Annotated in this window: 19 protein-coding genes; 16 read left to right on the plus strand and 3 right to left on the minus strand. The window is 29.4% G+C overall.

Annotated elements, in window-relative coordinates; translation table 11 throughout:
- The first annotated feature begins 62 nt into the window (after window positions 1-62).
- From ARA56_RS04150 to msrB, 4 genes are all read left to right on the plus strand, one after another.
- Complete coding sequence (locus ARA56_RS04150; protein WP_055264260.1) at window positions 63-2,324, plus strand: glycogen/starch/alpha-glucan phosphorylase; 2,262 nt, start codon at window positions 63-65, stop codon at window positions 2,322-2,324.
- Between the two features lie 194 nt (window positions 2,325-2,518).
- On the plus strand, window positions 2,519-3,514 hold the full coding sequence (locus tag ARA56_RS04155; protein ID WP_055264262.1) for an alpha/beta hydrolase: 996 nt from the start codon (window positions 2,519-2,521) through the stop codon (window positions 3,512-3,514).
- 143 nt (window positions 3,515-3,657) lie between these two features.
- On the plus strand, window positions 3,658-4,383 hold the full coding sequence (locus ARA56_RS04160) for an MBL fold metallo-hydrolase (protein WP_055264264.1): 726 nt from the start codon (window positions 3,658-3,660) through the stop codon (window positions 4,381-4,383).
- Between the two features lie 16 nt (window positions 4,384-4,399).
- A complete protein-coding gene (gene msrB / locus ARA56_RS04165) occupies window positions 4,400-5,356 on the plus strand; it encodes a peptide-methionine (R)-S-oxide reductase MsrB (protein WP_055264266.1) in 957 nt (318 codons plus the stop codon).
- Window positions 5,357-5,447: 91 nt separating this feature from the next.
- Here msrB and ARA56_RS04170 read toward each other — a convergent pair whose 3' ends face one another.
- Window positions 5,448-6,317, minus strand: coding sequence for a helix-turn-helix domain-containing protein (locus ARA56_RS04170; RefSeq protein ID WP_055264268.1), 870 nt, complete (start codon window positions 6,315-6,317; stop codon window positions 5,448-5,450).
- 533 nt (window positions 6,318-6,850) lie between these two features.
- Between ARA56_RS04170 and ARA56_RS04175 the strand changes: the two genes are divergently transcribed.
- The 3 genes from ARA56_RS04175 (at window position 6,851) to ARA56_RS04185 (ending at window position 10,010) form a co-directional block, all read left to right on the plus strand.
- A complete protein-coding gene (locus tag ARA56_RS04175) occupies window positions 6,851-8,245 on the plus strand; it encodes an ABC transporter substrate-binding protein (protein ID WP_055264310.1) in 1,395 nt (464 codons plus the stop codon).
- Between the two features lie 74 nt (window positions 8,246-8,319).
- Window positions 8,320-9,162 carry a carbohydrate ABC transporter permease gene (locus ARA56_RS04180; RefSeq protein WP_055264270.1) on the plus strand — a complete coding sequence of 281 codons (843 nt, stop codon included), beginning with the start codon at window positions 8,320-8,322 and terminating at the stop codon, window positions 9,160-9,162.
- An 8-nt stretch (window positions 9,163-9,170) separates the two neighbouring features.
- Window positions 9,171-10,010, plus strand: coding sequence for a carbohydrate ABC transporter permease (locus ARA56_RS04185; protein ID WP_055264312.1), 840 nt, complete (start codon window positions 9,171-9,173; stop codon window positions 10,008-10,010).
- A 122-nt stretch (window positions 10,011-10,132) separates the two neighbouring features.
- On the opposite strand, the gene ARA56_RS04190 is transcribed toward ARA56_RS04185, so the two are convergent.
- Entirely contained in the window at window positions 10,133-11,938 is a 1,806-nt protein-coding gene (locus tag ARA56_RS04190; protein ID WP_055264272.1) for a flavocytochrome c, read from the minus strand.
- A gap of 287 nt (window positions 11,939-12,225) precedes the next feature.
- Here ARA56_RS04190 and ARA56_RS04195 point away from each other — a divergent pair, with 287 nt between their 5' ends.
- Both ARA56_RS04195 and rpsU read left to right on the plus strand, forming a co-directional pair.
- A complete protein-coding gene (locus ARA56_RS04195; protein ID WP_055264274.1) occupies window positions 12,226-12,675 on the plus strand; it encodes a peptidoglycan recognition protein family protein in 450 nt (149 codons plus the stop codon).
- A 102-nt stretch (window positions 12,676-12,777) separates the two neighbouring features.
- Window positions 12,778-12,981, plus strand: coding sequence for a 30S ribosomal protein S21 (gene rpsU, locus ARA56_RS04200; protein ID WP_207731821.1), 204 nt, complete (start codon window positions 12,778-12,780; stop codon window positions 12,979-12,981).
- Between the two features lie 133 nt (window positions 12,982-13,114).
- Here rpsU and ARA56_RS04205 read toward each other — a convergent pair whose 3' ends face one another.
- Window positions 13,115-13,996 (minus strand): DUF1002 domain-containing protein, encoded by an 882-nt coding sequence (locus ARA56_RS04205; protein WP_055264278.1) that lies wholly within the window; start codon window positions 13,994-13,996, stop codon window positions 13,115-13,117.
- 170 nt (window positions 13,997-14,166) lie between these two features.
- On the opposite strand from ARA56_RS04205, the gene proC reads away from it, so the two are divergent.
- The 7 genes from proC (at window position 14,167) to ARA56_RS04240 (ending at window position 19,957) form a co-directional block, all read left to right on the plus strand.
- Entirely contained in the window at window positions 14,167-14,973 is an 807-nt protein-coding gene (gene proC, locus ARA56_RS04210; RefSeq protein WP_055264280.1) for a pyrroline-5-carboxylate reductase, read from the plus strand.
- A gap of 189 nt (window positions 14,974-15,162) precedes the next feature.
- The gene (locus tag ARA56_RS04215) at window positions 15,163-16,080 is read left to right on the plus strand and encodes a patatin-like phospholipase family protein (protein ID WP_055264282.1); all 918 of its coding nucleotides are present in this window, start codon (window positions 15,163-15,165) and stop codon (window positions 16,078-16,080) included.
- 61 nt (window positions 16,081-16,141) lie between these two features.
- The gene (locus tag ARA56_RS04220; protein ID WP_055264284.1) at window positions 16,142-16,771 is read left to right on the plus strand and encodes a histidine phosphatase family protein; all 630 of its coding nucleotides are present in this window, start codon (window positions 16,142-16,144) and stop codon (window positions 16,769-16,771) included.
- Window positions 16,772-16,853: 82 nt separating this feature from the next.
- Window positions 16,854-17,759 carry an alpha/beta hydrolase gene (locus tag ARA56_RS04225; protein ID WP_055264286.1) on the plus strand — a complete coding sequence of 302 codons (906 nt, stop codon included), beginning with the start codon at window positions 16,854-16,856 and terminating at the stop codon, window positions 17,757-17,759.
- Between the two features lie 102 nt (window positions 17,760-17,861).
- Window positions 17,862-19,265: a dipeptidase PepV gene (gene pepV / locus ARA56_RS04230; protein WP_055264288.1), complete on the plus strand. Its 1,404-nt coding sequence runs from the start codon at window positions 17,862-17,864 to the stop codon at window positions 19,263-19,265.
- 42 nt (window positions 19,266-19,307) lie between these two features.
- Window positions 19,308-19,685: a PH domain-containing protein gene (locus ARA56_RS04235; protein WP_055264290.1), complete on the plus strand. Its 378-nt coding sequence runs from the start codon at window positions 19,308-19,310 to the stop codon at window positions 19,683-19,685.
- 23 nt (window positions 19,686-19,708) lie between these two features.
- Window positions 19,709-19,957 carry a hypothetical protein gene (locus ARA56_RS04240; RefSeq protein ID WP_055264292.1) on the plus strand — a complete coding sequence of 83 codons (249 nt, stop codon included), beginning with the start codon at window positions 19,709-19,711 and terminating at the stop codon, window positions 19,955-19,957.
- The last annotated feature ends 104 nt before the right edge of the window (window positions 19,958-20,061 follow it).

Genomic DNA, 20,061 nt, shown 5'->3' on the forward strand with positions numbered 1-20,061 from the left:
TTTATACAGAACTTACACAATATGCAATTTAATATGTATTTAAATTGGGAGGAAAGATTAAAATGATTAAGGAAAATTTAAATGAAATTTTAAAGAAAAGATTTGAAAAAACAATTGCTACTGCTACGAACGAAGAAGTATATTTAGCACTATTAGAGTTAACTAAGGGTATTATTAAAAATAAGGGAACAAATAAAGGGAATAAAAAGTTATATTATATATCAGCAGAGTTTTTAATTGGTAAGTTATTATCAAATAATCTAATTAATTTAGGACTTTATGATGAGGTTAAAGAGGTTCTTTTAGAAAATGGTAAAGATTTATCTCAAATAGAGGAAATTGAGTTAGAGCCATCTTTAGGAAATGGTGGCCTTGGAAGATTAGCAGCTTGTTTCTTAGATTCTATTGCTACATTAGGTTTAAATGGTGATGGAGTAGGATTAAATTATCATTATGGTCTATTTAAACAAGTTTTTGAAAAAAATAAACAAAAAGCTGAAAAGAATCCATGGATAACTAAAGAAAGTTGGTTAAATAAATCAGATATTAAATTTGATGTATTATTTGGAGGATTTAAAGTTACTTCAAGCTTATATGATATAGATGTTACAGGATATAATCAACCTTGTAATAAACTAAGATTATTTGACATAGACTCTATAGATGAAACTATTGTAGAAGAGGGCATTAATTTTGATAAAGAGGATATTAAAAAGAACTTAACATTATTCTTATATCCAGATGATAGTGATGAAGCTGGGCATTTATTAAGAATATATCAGCAATACTTTATGGTAAGTAATGCTGCTCAATTAATTCTTTTAGAAGCAGAAGAAAATGGATATGACTTACATAAGCTAAATGAACATGTAGTTGTTCAAATAAATGATACTCACCCTTCAATGGTTATTCCTGAATTAATTCGTTTATTAGGAGAAAAGGGTATAGAAATTGATGAAGCAATCGGTATCGTTACCAAAACTTGCGCATATACTAATCATACAATTTTAGCGGAAGCATTAGAAAAGTGGCCAATAGCATACTTGGAAAAAGTTGTACCACAATTAATGCCTATTATTAGAGAATTAGATAATAGAGTTAAATCAAAATATGATGATGAAAAAGTATATATAATAGATAAAAATGATAGAGTTCATATGGCACATATGGATATACACTATGGATTTAGCGTAAATGGGGTTGCAGCTCTTCATACTGAGATATTAAAAGATGAAGAATTAAATCCATTCTATAAGATTTATCCAGAAAAGTTTAATAATAAGACAAATGGTATAACTTTTAGAAGATGGTTAATTCACTGTAACAATGAGTTATCAAATTATATAACTGAGCTTATTGGTGATGACTTCAAGAAGGATGCAACTAAACTTGAGGATTTACTTAAATATATAGATAATAAAGATGTATATTCTAAATTAGAATCTATAAAGAGAAATAATAAGATTGAGTTAAAGAACTATCTAAAGGAAACTCAAAATATTGATATTGATGAAAATTCTATATTTGATATTCAAATCAAGAGACTTCATGAGTATAAGAGACAACAAATGAATGTATTATACATCATTAATAAATATTTAGAAATTAAGTCAGGAAAGTTACCAACAACCCCTATAACAATGATATTTGGAGCTAAGGCTGCACCAGCATATATTATTGCACAGGATATAATTCATACAATACTTTGCTTACAAGAGATTATTAATAATGATCCAGAAGTTAATAAGTATTTAAGAGTTGTTATGGTAGAAAACTATAATGTAACTAAAGCTTCTAAGTTAATACCTGCTTGTGATGTATCAGAACAAATATCACTTGCATCTAAAGAAGCATCAGGAACAGGGAATATGAAATTTATGCTTAATGGTGCTTTAACTTTAGGAACTGAAGATGGAGCAAATGTTGAAATTCACAAATTAGTTGGGGATGACAATATTTATATTTTTGGTAAGTCAAGTGCCACTATAATTGAACATTATAAAAAAGCAGATTATGTTTCAAGAAAATACTATGAAAAAGAAGGAATTAAAGAATTAGTTGATTTCATAGTAAGTGATAAGATGCTTCAAGTTGGAGATAAAGTAAATTTAACTAGATTATATAATGAATTAATAAATAAAGATTGGTTTATGACTTTAATAGATATTGAAGATTATATAAAGACTAAGGATAGAATGTTCAAGGATTTTGAGGATAGAGATTCTTGGATGAAGAAAGTTTTAATAAACATAAGCAAAGCAGGATTCTTCTCATCAGACAGAACAATTGCTCAATATAACGAAGAAATATGGAAATTAAAATAGCCCTAACTTATACCTTATATAAATAAAAGAGGCCATTGCTATATATGCAATGGTTTCTTTGCTGTTTAGAAAGTGTTAATTGAACTATAACAATTAAAAAATAAATTCTATATAAGTATATTAAATAGTAAAATTAATAGATTAGAAAGCAATTTAAATTAGATAAATAGTTTATTTTTATTGAGGTGATAATTTTGAAAGAGAAATTAGAAAATAGGAAATCACTATTAATACCAGCATTAGCGGTAGTTGGAACAATAACTACAATTGCAGCTGTAAATAAAATTACAGTGAAGCCAGCATCTAAGTTTATTAGATTGCTTTTTAACGGCATATACCCAGGACCTAAAAATTATGATGATATAAAAAAACTCACTACTGTCAAAAAGGATATTGATTATGGTTCAAATATAGAAAATGGAATAATGGATATAAATATGCCTTTAGACAATTCAAATAAAAAGAAACCGTTAATAATATTGCTTCATGGAGGTGGCTTTATAGGTGGAAGTAAGGAGGCAACAGCTGCATATGCAAGAACTCTATCTAGCTATGGATATATTGTTGCCAATGTAGATTATGCTTTTGCACCAGAACATGTATATCCAACACCTATAATTCAAGTAAGCAAAGCTATAACTTACTTAAAAGATAATAAAGAAAGATTTAATATTGATGATAATAATATATTTATTGCTGGAGGTTCAGCAGGAGCACAGATAGCGAGCCAAATAGCTGCAATACAGACTAATAAAGAATTAGCAAATATTATGGGAATAAAGCCTGTGTTAGATAAGAAAGAGCTAAAGGGAGTAATATTATTTTGTGGGTTATATAATATGAGAAATGTTTCAGAAACAGGATTTCCAGGTATAAAAGAATATCTTTGGGCTTATACAGGAGAAAAGAATTTTGAAACTTATAAGAGGTTAGATGAGATATCAACGATACATCATATTACAGAAGATTATCCACCAACATTTATAACAGCAGGAGATATGGATAAGTTAGAATCTCAATCTAAGGAGATGGTAAAGATATTAAAAGATAAAGGCGTTCAGTGTACATCAGTTTTCTTTAAAGATAAAAGGTTAGTGCATCAATATCAATTTATGTTATGGACCAATGAAGCTTTAAGAACTTTAGAGAAAGTTGTATATTTCATAAATCAAAGAGTAGAAAAAAATTGAAGAAAAATTTAGATATTAATAGAACAAAAGATAAAAATAAATTCATTATCAATAGTATTTTTATTAATATACTATTTAAATAGTATTTAATATGATGTACAGTAAAATAATAAATTTAAAGATGAGTTTAAGGAGGATAAATTATGAAAGTTACAATAATAGGGTGTGATGGAGCTTATCCAAGAGTTAATGGAGCTACTTCAGCATATTTAGTAGAAGATAAGGATACTAAGGTGCTTTTAGACTGTGGAAGTGGAGCAATATCTAGACTTCAAAATCATATTGAATTAAGAGAACTAGATGGAATAGTAATAAGTCATTATCATGCTGATCATTATGCAGATTTAGAGTGTATGCAATTTGCTACAATGCTAGATACATTTGAGAAAAAGAGAGAAAACTCTCTTATAATATATGGACCAGGCAAAGAGCAGATGTTAACTTATAAGAATTTTTGTGTAGGTAAAAGTTTTAAAGGAAAAGAAAACTTTACTATAGGGAGCTTAACTTTTGAAACAATATTAAATAAGCATGGAATAGAAGCTTATAGTATAAAAGTAACTAATGAAGACGGAGAATGTTTAGTTTATACAGGAGATACAGGATATTATGATGAACTACCTATATTTTGTGAAGGGGCAAGTTTATTAATAGCAGAATCTTCTTGTTATGAGTATGAAAGGGGAAATTTATCAGGACATATGACTGGTGGAGAAGCTGCTATAGTAGCAGAAAAAAGTGGAGTAGATACGCTTATTTTAACTCATTTACCACACTATGGGGATATTGAAAAGATGACAGATGAAGCAAAACAATTTTTTAATGGAGAAGTTATACTAGCAAGATATGATTCTTGTATAGAGGTATAAAGTTTGAGGTGATAAGATGAGCAATATAAAAAAAGCAATATTTGCTGGTGGATGCTTTTGGTGTATGGTAAAACCATTTGATAAATATGACGGAGTATCTAGCGTTATTGTTGGTTATACTGGTGGGAATATAGAAAACCCAACATACGAGCAAGTATGTAATATGAAAACTGGACATTATGAAGCCGTAGAAATAACATATGATGAAGAAAAAGTAAGCTATAAAGAATTACTTGAAGCATTCTTTAAAAGTATAGATCCCACAGATGATGGAGGACAGTTTTACGATAGAGGAGATAGTTACAAAACTGCTATATTTTATCAAGATGAGAATCAAAAGAGAATTGCAGAAGACTATATAAAAGAAATAGATAATAGCAAAAGATTTGATAATCCAGTAGTAACTAAAATATTAAAATCTGAAAAATTTTATCCAGCGGAAGACTATCATCAAGATTATTATAAAAAGAATCCATTTAAATATAATGTTTATTATAAGGGATCTGGTAGAAAAGAGTTTGTGGAAAGTGCTTGGAAAAAAAGTGAGGAAGAGAAATTAGCTTTAAAAGATAAGTTAACAGATATTCAGTATAGAGTAACTCAATTAAATGCTACAGAAGCACCATACAATAATGAATATAATGATAACTATGAAGAGGGGATATATGTTGATGTAGTTGATGGAAAACCTCTATTTTCTTCAAAAGATAAATTTAATTCAGGATGTGGTTGGCCTGCTTTTTCAAAGCCTATAAATGGAGGATATATTAAAGAGATAGAAGATTTAAGTCATGGCATGATAAGAACAGAAGTAAGAAGTACTAATGCTGATTCACATTTAGGTCATGTTTTTAATGATGGGCCTACAGAGTTTGGAGGTCTTAGATATTGTATAAATTCAGCTTCTTTAAAATTTATTCCTAAATGCGATATGGAAAAAGAAGGCTATGGAAAATATTTAGATTTGATATGAAATATTTAAAGTTTTTAACTTATTTTGATAGGTTATAATTATTTCTTAAAGTTGCTAATAAATAACTACATAAAGTAATATTGCTGAAAGTTTAATCAGCAATATTACTAGGAGTTATTTCAAACTTTAAATCAGCTAAAATGCTTTTGCTTCTTACTTGATTATAGTATTGTTTAGGAGTACATTCATATTCCTTTTTAAAACTACGAAAGTAATTTGAATAATCACCAAACCCACAGTGATGATATACTTCTCTAATTGGCATACCGCTTTCTATAAGCGTTTTACTATATTCCAGTTTTCTTTTAATTATATATCTATATAAAGATATACCTGTTTTTTTCTTAAATTCATGAAGAATATGATATTTACTAAAAAATAAATCTTCAGCTAATTTGTCTAAAGAAATTTCTTCTTTTAAATGTGAATTAATATATGAAAATATATCATCCAATCTAAGGCCTTTTTTGCAGCATTTCTTTTCAGGTTCTATATTTTCTAAAATAATTCTATTTAGAATTACTAAGATCATTGATAAAGTATTTGACTTAAAGAGATCTGAAGCATATTTTTCCTCCTTGAGTTCAATGTTAAGAAGGATTAATAAAGTTCTAACCCTCATGGAATTTTCAGATTGAGAAATTATGTAACGACATTTGTCTAATGACTTCTTATCAAAACATTCAAGTAGCAAATCTTTGCTTGAATTATCAAAGTGATTATAGGAAAAAGATAAAATGTATATAGTGCATTCAGTAGTATGATCATTAGTTAAAAGTAATTGTTCTTCATCTCTTAATAATATGTAGCTATGATGACTTGCAATAAATGATTCAGTATATATATTTACGATACAGGATCCTTTTCTGAAATATATAAGACTATGGCCAAGAGTAGATTTGTATTTTAATGGTGAATTTTTTAAAATACTTATTTCTTTGAGGGTAAAAGAAGAATCCATAGTAATAACCCTTTCTTAATATTGTTAATTAAATAATTAATTAATAAAAAATTTAAACATTTACAAGAAGTAGTATAAAGCAATTTTCACAAGTTTTCAAGCAATATTTACCTATTATTCATAAAAAAAGAAATGTATAATAAAGATGAAGTTGTTAATAAATAAACAATTAAGGGGTAGAAAGTAAGTATTAAGCTTTCAGATGGAAAGATTGAAGATGTTTATAAATGAAAAGTATAAATAAGTTTTCCCTTGAATTATATTTATATATTAAAGACTGTGAGGTTTTACATAATCTCATAGTCTTTTTTTATTAATAAAGTTAATTGAATATTTCTATAAATATTCAATATATATATATTAAGAAAAATTTAAAGTGAAATTATTAATATTATTTTAGAACCGATACCGATATATAGCAAGTAGAGGATGTAGTACTATCTAATTTGAAAACATTTTCTAAGTTTATAAAAAAGTATTCTAATAAGAATGCGATTTTTATTATAAAAGTATTAAGAAGTGAGGGAAAAGTTATGAAAATCAAAAAGTTATTAGCAATGACTATAGCTACAGCAGTTATTGCAAGTGCATTTGTAGGATGTGGAAGTAGTACCACTGAAAAGACAGAAGGAGATAGTACTACAAAGACAGAAGATAGCGAAAATACAGATAAGTCGGCTACAGAAATCTACTTTTTAAATTTTAAACCAGAAATTGCTGAAGTATATGACAAAATAGTTGCGGATTATGAGTCTGAAACAGGTGTTAAAGTTAAAGTTCAAACTGCAGCAAGTGGTACTTATGAACAAACATTAAAATCAGAAATGGCAAAATCAGATGCGCCAACAATATTCCAGTTAAATGGACCTGTTGGATATCAGTCATGGAAGGACTATTGTGCTGATTTAAAAGACACAGAACTTTATAGTCATCTTTTAGATAAGACTATGGCTATAACTAGTGAAGAGGGGGTATATGGGATACCATATGCAGTTGAAGGATATGGAATAATATATAATGATGCTATCATGCAAAAATACTTTGCATTAGATGGTGCTAAGGTTAAATCTATGGATGAAATTAATAATTTTAACAAGTTAAAAGAAGTTGCAGATGATATGCAATCTAAGAAAGATGAATTAGGAATAAAAGGTGTTTTTGCATCAACCTCTATGTCTTCAGGTAATGCGTGGAGATGGGAAACACATTTAGCAAATCTCCCTTTCTACTATGAATTTAAAGATAATACAACTGCAGGTACAGTATTAGAAACAGGATTAGAAGCAAATACTGTAGAGTTCAAATATGCAGATAATTATAAGAACATTTATGACTTATACACAACAGATTCTACAACTGAAAAAGGATTGTTATCAGCAAAAACTGTTGATGATTCTATGGCAGAATTTGCTTTAGGTCAATGCGCGATGGTTCAAAATGGAAATTGGGCTTGGAGTCAAATCAATGGTGTAGATGGCAATACAGTTAAGGAAGAAGATATTAAATTCTTACCTATATACACAGGAGTATCAGGTGAAGAAAATCAAGGTATATGTGTAGGTACTGAAAATTATTTTGCAATAAATAGCAAGGTTTCAGAAGAGAAACAAAAAGCTTCAGCAGAGTTTATTAATTGGTTATTTACAAGTGATACAGGCAAGAAATACGTTTCAAATGATTTGGGATTTATAGCTCCATTTGATTCTTTTGAAGAAAGTGAAAAACCATCAGATCCATTATCAAAGGAAGTTTTAAGATGGATGGAAGACTCTAATATAAGCAGTGTTCCTTGGATATTCCAATCATTCCCAAGCCAAAATTTTAAAGACACATTTGCAGCATCATTACTTGAATATGTTCAAGGAAGTAAAGAGTGGTCAGATGTTGTTACAACTGTAAAAGATACATGGGCAGCAGAAAAACAATAAAAATATATTAGAAGGAAGAGGCAGTGATTTTGGTTGCTGCCTTTTTTTGAAGCAATATAAAAAGGAGGAATAAGATGCAAAAGAATATAAAAAAATATTTCTGGTTTTTTGTATTACCAACTTTAGTGGCTTTTATTATAGCTTTTTTAATTCCATTTATAATGGGGATATATTTATCTTTTACAGAGTTTACTACAGTAACTAATGCAAAGTTTGTAGGATTAAGTAATTATATTAAAGCATTTTCTAATAAAGATTTTTTAAGGTCATTTATTTTTACTGCTAAATTTGCTGTGGTATCAGTTATTACTATTAATGTATTAGCTTTTACTTTTGCTTATATGCTTACTAGAAAATTAAAAGGAACTAACATATTCAGAACCGTATTTTTTATGCCAAATCTAATTGGTGGAATTGTTTTAGGATATATATGGCAAATTATTCTAAACTCAATTTTGTATTATTTTGGAATTACTATAACATATGATCCTAAGTATGGATTTTGGGGATTAGTATTACTTATGAATTGGCAGCAAATAGGCTATATGATGATTATTTATATAGCAGGAATACAAAGTATACCTGGAGAACTTATAGAATCTGCAAGGATAGATGGAGCATCGAAGTGGCAAACATTAAAAAGCATAACAATTCCAATGGTAATGCCTTCTGTTACAATTTGTTTATTTTTGACTGTATCTAATTCATTTAAATTATTTGATCAAAACTTAGCATTAACAGATGGAGCTCCAGGAAATAAAACAGCAATGCTTGCGCTAGATATATTTAAAACCTTCTATGGAAGAGTAGGCTATGAAGGCGTTGGCCAAGCTAAAGCAGTAGTATTCTTTATTTTGGTTGCAGTTATTATGTTAATACAACTTAAGATTACTAGAAAGAAGGAGGTTGAAAATTGATGAGATATATGGCGAAAAGCAAAGTTAAAATAGGAACAATATTACTATATGTTATTTTAATAGCTTTAACTATACTATTTCTTGCACCAATTTTTATGGTATTAATGAATTCATTTAAAGGAAAGTTATATATAAGTAGTGAACCATTTAAGTTGCCTACTTCTGTAACCTTTGTTGGATTGAATAATTATATTGGTGGAATTACTAAAACTAACTTTTTAATATCATTTGGTTATTCTTTATTTATTACTATAGCTTCGACAGTTGTAATAATATTTTTTACTTCAATGACTGCATGGTATATAACAAGAGTAAAAACCAAGTTCACAGGATTTTTATATTATTTAATAGTATTTTCAATGATAGTGCCATTTCAGATGGTTATGTTTACAATGACAAAGATAGCTAATATGTTACATCTAGATAATCCAGTTGGAATTATAGTTTTATATTTAGGATTTGGAGCTGGACTTTCGGTATTTATGTATTGTGGTTTTGTAAAATCTATACCTGTTGAAATTGAAGAAGCAGCAATGATTGACGGATGTAATCCAATACAAACTTTCTTTTTTATAGTAGTACCATTGTTAAAACCAATAACTATAACAATAACAATTTTGAATGTTATGTGGATATGGAATGATTATCTGTTACCTTATCTAGTATTAGGCAGTGAGTATAAGACTATTCCTACAGCGGTTCAATATTTAAGAGGTGGATATGGAGCCATTGATATGGGAGCTATGATGGCACTTCTAGTTCTTGCTATAGTGCCGATAGTAATATTTTATTTGACTTGTCAAAAATATATAATAGAAGGTATTGCTGCTGGAGCTGTAAAAGGATAGCGATATAATGAGAAATCGTTAATGATATATTGTAATTAATAATTTGATATTATAAAAAAGGTATAAGATAGTGAAAACACAAATCTTATACCTTTGGTAAATATAATTAATTGAAAGAATTGCTATTTAGCATCTTTTATTGCTTCTGCAACAGCTGTTTTTATAGCTTCACTTGTAAGTGTAGCACCTGAAACAGATTCAACATCAGTGCTTTGAGTCTTTATAATTTCATTTGAAACTCCAGTTTCTGCACCTTCGAAGATACCAGGTGTTTCTTTATGGTCTTTAAGTTCTATTTTAACTATGTTGCCACCTTCAACAGTAACTTCAACAGTTACATCGCCACCATTACCTTTTCCAGTACCAGTGTAAACACCATCTTTGTATCCACCATCAACTTCTGGTTTAGCAGTTTCAACTTCTTTTTCTACTTTAATAGTAGCTTCTGTATTTCCACCATTATCAACAACGTATTTAGCAGAATTTTCACCAGCTATACGTCCGAATACAACTATATCAGTAACAGCGTTACCACCAAGTCTATTTGCACCATGAACTCCACCAGTAACTTCACCAGCAGCGAATAATCCTGGAATTGCAGTTCCGTCTTCTTTTAATACTTCAGTGTTAGTATTTATTTTAACTCCACCCATAGTATGATGTACAGCAGGAGCACATAATCCAGCATAATATTTAGCAGTTGTTAATGGTTCTTCCATTGATTCTCTTCCAAATTCAGCATCATTACCAGCAGCTTGATATTCGGCATAAGTATCCATAGTTTCTTTTAATGCTGTAGCATCAACACCGATTTGTTCAGCTAACCCTTCGATAGTATCAGCTTCGTATATAATTCCAGCTGAAATATACTTTTCGATAGCGCTTAATCCATCTCTAACATTTTGGTCAAACACTATATAAGATTCTTTATCAGTTTGAGCTAATATAGCTTCAGAAACAACATCACGAGTAAGTAATTCATTTACGAATCTTTTACCTTCTTTATTAACTAAGATAGCACCGTTACCTCTAACAGCTTCAGTGTACATAGTTTGAGTTTCTGGATGAACTGTTGGGTGAGTTTGAATTTGTTCAATATCAACTAATTGAGCACCTAATTCTTTAGCCATAGCAATACCGTCACCAGTTGCTCCAGCGTGATTAGTAGTACCAAATCCAGCTAAGTTAGGATTGTATTCAACTACCATTTCAGCGTTTCCACCAAAACCACCAGTAGCTAAAACTACAGCTTTACAATCTATTGTAAATTCACCATCTTTATTACTTGCTTTAACACCAGCTATTTTACCATCTTCAACGATGATTTGCTCAGCTTTTGTTTCAAGTAATACAGGAATATTTAACTTGTCCAAATTTTCATTAAACATTTTTACAAGCATTGGGCCTACAGCAGCACCGCCAGTTGGTTTATGGATACGCTTTACACTTGCACCACCAAACATACCAACTTCTGAAAGATCTCCACCATTTTCATTAACCCATTTAACAGCATCAGCAGAATTTTCAGCTAATACTTTAACTAATTCAGGGTCATTAAGGTTTTTTCCACCTTTCATGGTATCTTCAATCATTAATTCAACTGAATCTTCAATACCTTCAGCTGCTTGTAATTCTGTACCAGCAGCATTCATACCACCAGTAGTTCTTATAGTGTTACCACCAGTTTGAGGCATCTTTTCTAAGATTACTACGTTAGTAGCGCCACTTTGAACTGCTTGCATTGCAGCCGACATACCAGCACCACCAGCACCGATAATAACAATATCCGCTGATTTGTTTTCTACTGCAGTAGTTTGATTTCCATCTTGAGTAGCATTATCTTTAGCAGAATTAGAAGCACAACCAGCAAATAAAGTAGCACTTACTAATGTTGCTAAAGCTAATGACATAACTTTTAGTTTTTTCATAAGTTCCCCCTAAAATACTAATATTTAATAATGTGACATAATTGTTAAAAAATGTCCAAAAATATAATATCACACAGGAAATATTTTGTACAGAGGGAGTGTTAAAAAATATACAAAATAAATATTGAAAGGTATTAAAGCATATATTTTTAATAATATAGATTATGTGAATTCAAATTATAAGAAAAAATTCTAAAATTAATAGAGATGTTAGTGGGGAATATATACATTTTATAGAATGAACTCTACAGTAATAATGAATAGTTTTTATATAAAGAGGGGAAAATATGAAGATTAATAAAGGGTTATTAAATATAGGAGAAAATTTAGAAGAACTAAAGGATCCACAATATATAATTATACATCACACTGAAGAAGAAGGATGGAATTTTTATGATACTAATAATTATCATATTTCGTTAGGGTGGGAATGTATAGGATATAATTATTTCATTGAAGCTGATGGGAAAATTTTTGAAGGTAGAGGAATGAAAGTTGGTGCCCATACTAAGGGGATGAATATAAAATCAATTGGTATTTGTTTAAGTGGAAATTTTGATATAGAAATTCCTAAGCAAGAACAATTAATTTCTTTAAAAAAATTGTGTACTTTTTTGATAAAAAAATATAATATATCTATAGAGAGAGTTATTGGACATAGAGAAGTTGAAAATTGCAAGAAAACTTGCCCTGGAATAAACTTTGATATGGATCAATTTAGAAAAAGCTTATTATAAAACACAATATTTACATTACTTGGAGCGTTACATAGTGTTGACAAAATCACCTTAAGTAATATATAATATACAGTGTTTTGGTAAAGCCGTAGAAATCGATATATGTTACTACGGAGGGAGGGAAAAATTGTGTCAGAAGTTAGAATAAGAGATAACGAATCATTAGAGCAAGCTTTAAGAAGATTTAAAAGAAAATGCGCTAATGCTGGAGTTTTAGCTGAAGCTAAAAAAAGAGAACACTATGAAAAACCAAGTGTTAAGAGAAAGAAAAAATCTGAAGCTGCAAGAAAAAGAAAGTTCAAGTAGTATTCATGATAAAATGTATATTAATTAATGAATATATTTCAAAGTTATAAGCCTTTTTAGTTTTTACTAAGAAGGCTTTTTTCCTATTTAAATATTATAATACAGAAAAAATCCCAGTTAGTACTGGGATTTGCTATTGAGAAGTTGTCCATTTATTAATAAAGTTTTTAAGCCAATTCCAAAGTCTTTCTAATATTCCTGACTCTTTTATTTCATTACCTAATGATTTTAGATCTTCTAGTAGCTTAGAGCTATTTTGTTTGATAGAGTCTTTAATAGAATCATAATCTATATCTAAATCATTTATTTTATTCATTAATAGAACTATTTTTTCTTTTGTTTCTTCATTAATTGTTATATCCAAGTTAGATGCAGCATCAGTTACCATTTTATTTATTTCATCAGTAGTCTTAGGAGCTTCTTCAATTACTCTAGCTTTAACTTCATTTATTAATGCTGTAGCTTCTACACTTCCTATGGAATCTGCTACATCTAAAGTTACTTCTACTTCTTCTTGAGCTACTTGCTTACCTTCAGGTTTAAGTTCTATGCCTGTTATTCTTTCAGCACCTTCAAAAATTCCAGCTAAAGCTGATTCTCCTGTTACAGGAAATGGTGCAGAAGCTATTATATCCGCATCTGTTATTCCAGAAGTTATTAATGCATTTGTTAGCATACCATCTGTAACTAATGTTAAGTTGTTAGATTTTACATTAATACCTGTCCCATTTTCGTTTATTTTAACATAAGCACTAGAATACCATCCACCTGTAAAATCTGTATAACCTAATTGTCTTGAAGCAACAGTATTATCAACATATACTGCATCAATATCACTAGGGGCATTGAAATATTCTCTAAGTGCTTCTTCTTGAGTGTGATTTAAATCTGCACCGAAACATAGAATCTCACCTTTTTGTATATTAGATTTTCTAGCTAGTGCAGGTATAGAGAAATTGAGAGTTACTAAAGCAAGCGTAGCAAGTGCTATTTTCCTCAAAAATTTATTTTTCATAATATACCTCCTTGGGTTATTAATACTATTATACACAATATAAGTATTTTATGGAGAGAGAAATTGATATATAATATAAAAATATAGTATAGAGTAATTATAGCAATTAGAAATATAGATATATAATTAAGTATATTTTAAAGAATAAATATAAGATAGGAGAAAAGTTTATGAGTAAAATAATAGGATTTATTGGAGCTGGAAATATGGGGCAGGCTATACTTGGTGGTATAGTTAAAGCCGGATTAGTAGCTTCTGAAAATATAATTATGTCAGATTTATATGAACCAAGCTTGGAAAAAGCAAAAGGAAATTATAATATAGAAATTACAACTGACAATAAGTTAGTTGCCAAAAAGTCAGATATATTAATATTAGCAGTTAAGCCTAATTTATATCCAATAGTAATAAATGAGATAAAAGATTTGGTAAAAGATGATGTTATTATAGTTACTATTGCTGCAGGTAAATCAATTGAAAGTACAGAGAAGTCTTTTGGTAGAGAATTAAAGGTGATAAGAACAATGCCAAATACTCCGGCCTTAGTTGGAGAAGGAATGACTGCAGTTTGCCCAAATAAGCTTATAACAGATAATGATATAAATGAAGTTTCAAAATTACTTAATAGCTTTAGTAAAGTTGAAGTAGTAGGTGAAAGTTTAATAGATGCGGTTACATCTGTGAGTGGATCTTCACCAGCGTATGTATATATGTTTATTGAGGCTATGGCAGATGCAGCTGTATTACAAGGAATGCCAAGAGATAAAGCTTATAAATTTGCAGCTCAGACTGTACTTGGTTCAGCTAAAATGGTATTAGAAACAGGAATGCATCCAGGAGCATTAAAAGATATGGTATGTTCTCCAGGAGGAACTACTATAGAAGCAGTAGCTGAGTTAGAGGCTAAAGGTTTTAGAAGCGCTGTTATATCAGCTATGAATAAATGTTATAAAAAATCTCAAGAGATGTCTAAATAAAAGTTATTAAGATTAAGAAGCAAGAGTTGGCAGTAACTCTTGTTTTTTAATTATTCTATTTAAAATTATTAGGGCTATATTAAGAAATGACATATATGTAGCAGCATAAAATTTTATAATATATAATAATAATGTAAAAAAATAGTGATTTAAATTGTTTTAATAAATTTTGATTTAGGAAGGTATTGTATGAAAATAGGATTAGTATTAGCTGGTGGAGGCGGTAAGGGAGCATATGAACTTGGAGTTTGGAAAGCCTTAAAAGAATTAGGTATTAGTGAACATATATCGGTTTTTTCAGGAACATCGATAGGTGCTTTCAATGCAGTTTTATTTGCTATGGATGATATGGAGAAGGCTGATAAACTATGGGATGAAGTGACCATGGATAAGCTAGTGCCTATTAGTAATTATGAGTTGATTAAAAGAGGCATAGGTCTTTATCTAGGTGGTAAAAATCTTCAGTTAGCTAAGAAGTTTTTAAATGATAAATTGAATTACGGTGCTATTACTAATGATGGTGCTGTTGATATAATTAATAAATATCTTGATTTCAGTAAAATAAAGGAAAAGAATAAGATTTGTTATGCAGCGTGTACAAAGTTACCTAACTATACTGTTCAATATTTCAGGATAAATGATCATGATGATGAAACAGGAAAGAAAATGATTTTAGCATCAGCATCATTACCACTTATTTATGATAGTACTGAAGTTTTTGGAGAAAAATATATTGATGGAGGAATTGTTGATAATACTCCTATTCAACCTGTATATGGTGAAAATTGTGATGTTATCATAGTAGTGTTACTATCAAAAGAAGCTACTATAGATAGATCGCTTTATCCAAATTCAAAGCTTATTATAATAGCACCTGAAAATCTTGCAGAAAATACAATTACGGGAACGTTAAATTTAGATACAGAAGCTAAGACTAGAAGAATAATAGAAGGATATAACGATACCATAAATAAGCTTGAGCCAGTAATTGATTTATTCAAGTTTATTAATGAAGAAAATGAGAAGAAAGAAAATCCAATTCTATATAAGTTATATAACTGGTTGAAGAATTTTAGTAATAAGATAAAAGGAATATTTAAGAAATAGTTATAATTTTATAATAGATTTAGTTTAAGATAGTTAAGTTTAGAAAAGGAGATAGTAACCAATGAAAACTACGGTATATTTAACTAGACATGGTCAAACAGAATGGAATCTTGAAAGAAGATTGCAAGGGAGAGGAAATTCGCCTTTAACTGAAGCTGGTATAGAAAGAGCTAAAGAATTAAGAGATAGAATTAAAGATATCCATATTGATTATATATATTCAAGTCCTATAGAAAGAGCATTAGATACTGCAAACATAATCAAAGGTGACAAGAGCATTGAAGTAATAACAGATGATGGATTAATGGAAATGTGCTTTGGAGATTATGAGGGGAGAAAGACAGATGAAGTTATGGCTGAAAATCCAGAATGGAATATTGACCTTATAATGCATGGTGATGTTAAACTGTGTGCTCCTAATGGTGAGAATTTAGCAAGTGTTAGAGCTAGAGTTGCTGAAACTATGGATAGAATAATAGAAGAAAATAGAGGTAAGTCTATATTAATAGTAACTCATGGAATAACTTTAAAGGCCTTAATGTATTATTTTAAGGATGAAGAAGTGAACAATGAAGTTATGGGTCAAGCTACTTTAACTAAAATAAATGTAGATGAGAATAATGAATTTGATATAGAATTTAAAAATGATGATAGTCATTTTACAGTAAAAGGCCAAAAGTTAGGGTGGTAGATTTTAATTCGTTTAGTATGTATGAGAAAAAATAAAGACATACTATAGATATTAAGATAAATTTAAGAGGTGCAAGCAATTTATGATTTGGATAAGTATTATTATAATACTAATTTTAGTTGTACTTTCTTTAGGAGTTAATATTGGATTAAAAGAAACAGTGATGTCTAAAAGAAAAGAATCAAGACAAATGTTAGAGGAGTTATGGTCTAGATTTGGAACTGATTATAGGAATTATCAGAACATTCCGGTTGAAGAAGTAATTATTAAAAGTTATGATGGCTTAAAACTTAAAGGTTATTTTCATAGAGTATATAAAGATTCAAAAAAAGTAGTAATAATGAATCATGGGTATACTGCTAATCATTACATCGATTATCAGTTTACAGACATATTTTTTGAAGAAGGATACAATGTTTTACTTATCGATATGAGAAGTCATGGAGAAAGTGAAGGTAAAGTGGCTTCATATGGATATAATGAATCAAAGGATATAGGAAGTTGGGTAAGGTGGATTAAAGATAAAATTGGAGAAGATGCTTATATAGGTCTTCATGGACAATCTATGGGAGCTGCAACAGTTATGTTATATGGTGCTACGCATCCAAATGATATTAAATTTGTAATAGAGGATTGTGGCTTTACAAGTGCTAGAGAAGCTATAAAATTTCAATTTCGGAAAGTTAAAATTCCATTTTGGCCATTATATGATTTGATAAGAGTTAAAGTAAAAAGAAAATATAAATTTGATTTTAATAATATTTCTCCAGAAGATGCTATAGTAAATAGTGATATTCCGGTGTTGTTTATACATGGAGATAATGATAAGGTTGTTCCTACTTGGATGGGTGAAGCTTTGTATAACGAAAAAAATGGGGAAATGGATAGATTATATTTAGTTCAGGGTGCTGGACATATGGAAGCATATTCAAAAGATAAAGAAAAATATAAACAAGTTGTAAAAGAATTTTTAGATAATATTAAATAGTAAATATAAAGGTCTGTTAAATTAAATAAGTTTAACAGGCCTTTAATTATGATATAATTTATTAAATAATATAATTTATATAAGTATAAAAGGAGTGTAAAAATGTATAAGAGACAAATAGAAGAGTATTTTAACTTACATAAAGATGAGATGTTAGAGGATATATGTAAAATTATAAGAATAAAAAGTGATCGCCAAGAGCCGAAGGAGAATATGCCTTTTGGTGAAGGTGTACTTAAGGCTTTAGAAGAATCTTTAAAAATTGCAAGTAATATGGGATTTAAGACTACTAATTATGATAATTATGTAGGAGCTGTAGATTTTAATGATAAAGAAAAAGCTTTAGATATATTAGCTCACTTAGATGTAGTTCCAGCTGGAGATGAGTGGACAGTAACTGAGCCATATGAACCAGTAATAAAAGATGGTAAATTATATGGAAGAGGATCAGCAGATGATAAAGGGCCTGCAATAGTAGCCTTATATGCTTTAAAAGCAGTTAAGGATTTAAATATTCCATTAAGCAAGAATGTTAGACTAATTTTAGGAACTGATGAAGAGTGTGGAAGTGGAGATATTAAACATTATTATAAAATAGAAAAGGAAGCTCCTATGACATTTTCGCCAGATGCAGATTTCCCAGTTATAAATGTTGAAAAAGGTGGATTAAAAGGCCTATTTAATGCAAGTTATAGTGAAAGCAAAGAAATTCCTAGAATTCTTTCAGTAAATTCAGGAGTAAAGATTAATGTTATTCCAGATAAAGCAACTGCAGTAATTGAAGGATTTAAAAAAGAAGAGATGGAAAAATATTGTAAAAAAGCTACTGAGTCAACTGGAGTAAAATTTGTTGTAAGTGAATCAGATAATAACTGTGTAATTAACGCAAAAGGAGTAGGTGGACATGCTGCTCATCCTACTGGTGGAAATAATGCATTAACAGCTATTATTCAGTTATTAGCTTCTATGCCATTTGCTAAGAGCGAGGGATTTGAAAGAATATGTGCTATAAACAAATTACTACCTCATGGTGATTATTACGGAGAAGCTCTTGGAGTAAAGATGTCCGATAAGGTATCCGGAGAATTAACTTTATCATTTAATATTTTTGAGTATAGTACAACAGGGTTAAAAGGAACGTTTGATTGTAGAGCTCCACTTTGTGCTAATGATGAAAATTTAAGAGATGTCGTTGCTAAAAACCTAAAGATTAATGGAATTGAATTAGAACCATGCAATGTATCCGATGGGCATTATGTGGACGAAAACTCTGATTTTATCCAAACGTTATTAAGATGTTATGAAATGTATAGCGGTAAAAAGGGTGAGTGTATAGCTATTGGTGGAGGTACTTATGTACACCGTCTAAAAAATGGAGTAGCATTCGGTTGTACAATGCCAGGAACTGATAATAATATGCATGGAAATGATGAATTTGCAGTAGTTGATGAATTATTATTAAGTGCTAAAATATTTACTCAAGCTATAATAGAATTATGTAAATAATAATATACTATAATCAATTAAAAAATATAGGAGTGATATTAAATGGGTTTATTTAATGGAATTATAGGAAATGCATCAGAAGTTGATATAAATAAGTTGGCTCAAGATTATGATAAGTTATTAGGGCCAAGTGAACGAATTGAAAAAGCATATAAATTAATAAGAGATATGATTATATTTACTAATAAGAGATTAATAATAGTTGATAAGCAAGGAGTGACAGGAAAGAAGACTGAATATCGTTCAGTACCATATAGAGCTATTACTAATTTTTCAGTAGAAACTGCAGGGCATTTTGATTTAGATGCAGAACTGAAAATTTACATTTCAGGAATGAGTATGCCAATAGAAAAGACTTTCAGCAGTGGATGCAATATATATGAAGTTCAAGCTATACTTGCAGAGTATTGTAGTAAATAAGAGAAATAACAGGAGAAGAGGGTATGTGGATAAGGGTACAAGATGAAAAGACATTAGTAGAACCTAAGATAATTGAAATTACTAAGGGAATACTGAAAAAGTCCAAATATACTATTGTAGGTAAAGTTACTAATAGTACTCAGGAGATGGTAGTAAATTTAGGGACATATGATAGTGAAGAAATTGCAGATAGGGTATTTGAAGAGATTGAACAAGCGATTCTTAGTGATAAAAAAATATATGTAGTGCCAGAAAGTAATGGAATATATTAATTTAAAGAGAAGGCTCTGTTAGACAATAATGTTGATATGTGCATATAATTTACAAATAGTGTTATAATATAGATAATAGCACTATTGGAGGTAATATTTATGGC

This window comes from Clostridium disporicum (genome assembly GCF_001405015.1).
GTDB classification, from domain to species: Bacteria; Bacillota; Clostridia; order Clostridiales; family Clostridiaceae; genus Clostridium; species Clostridium disporicum_B.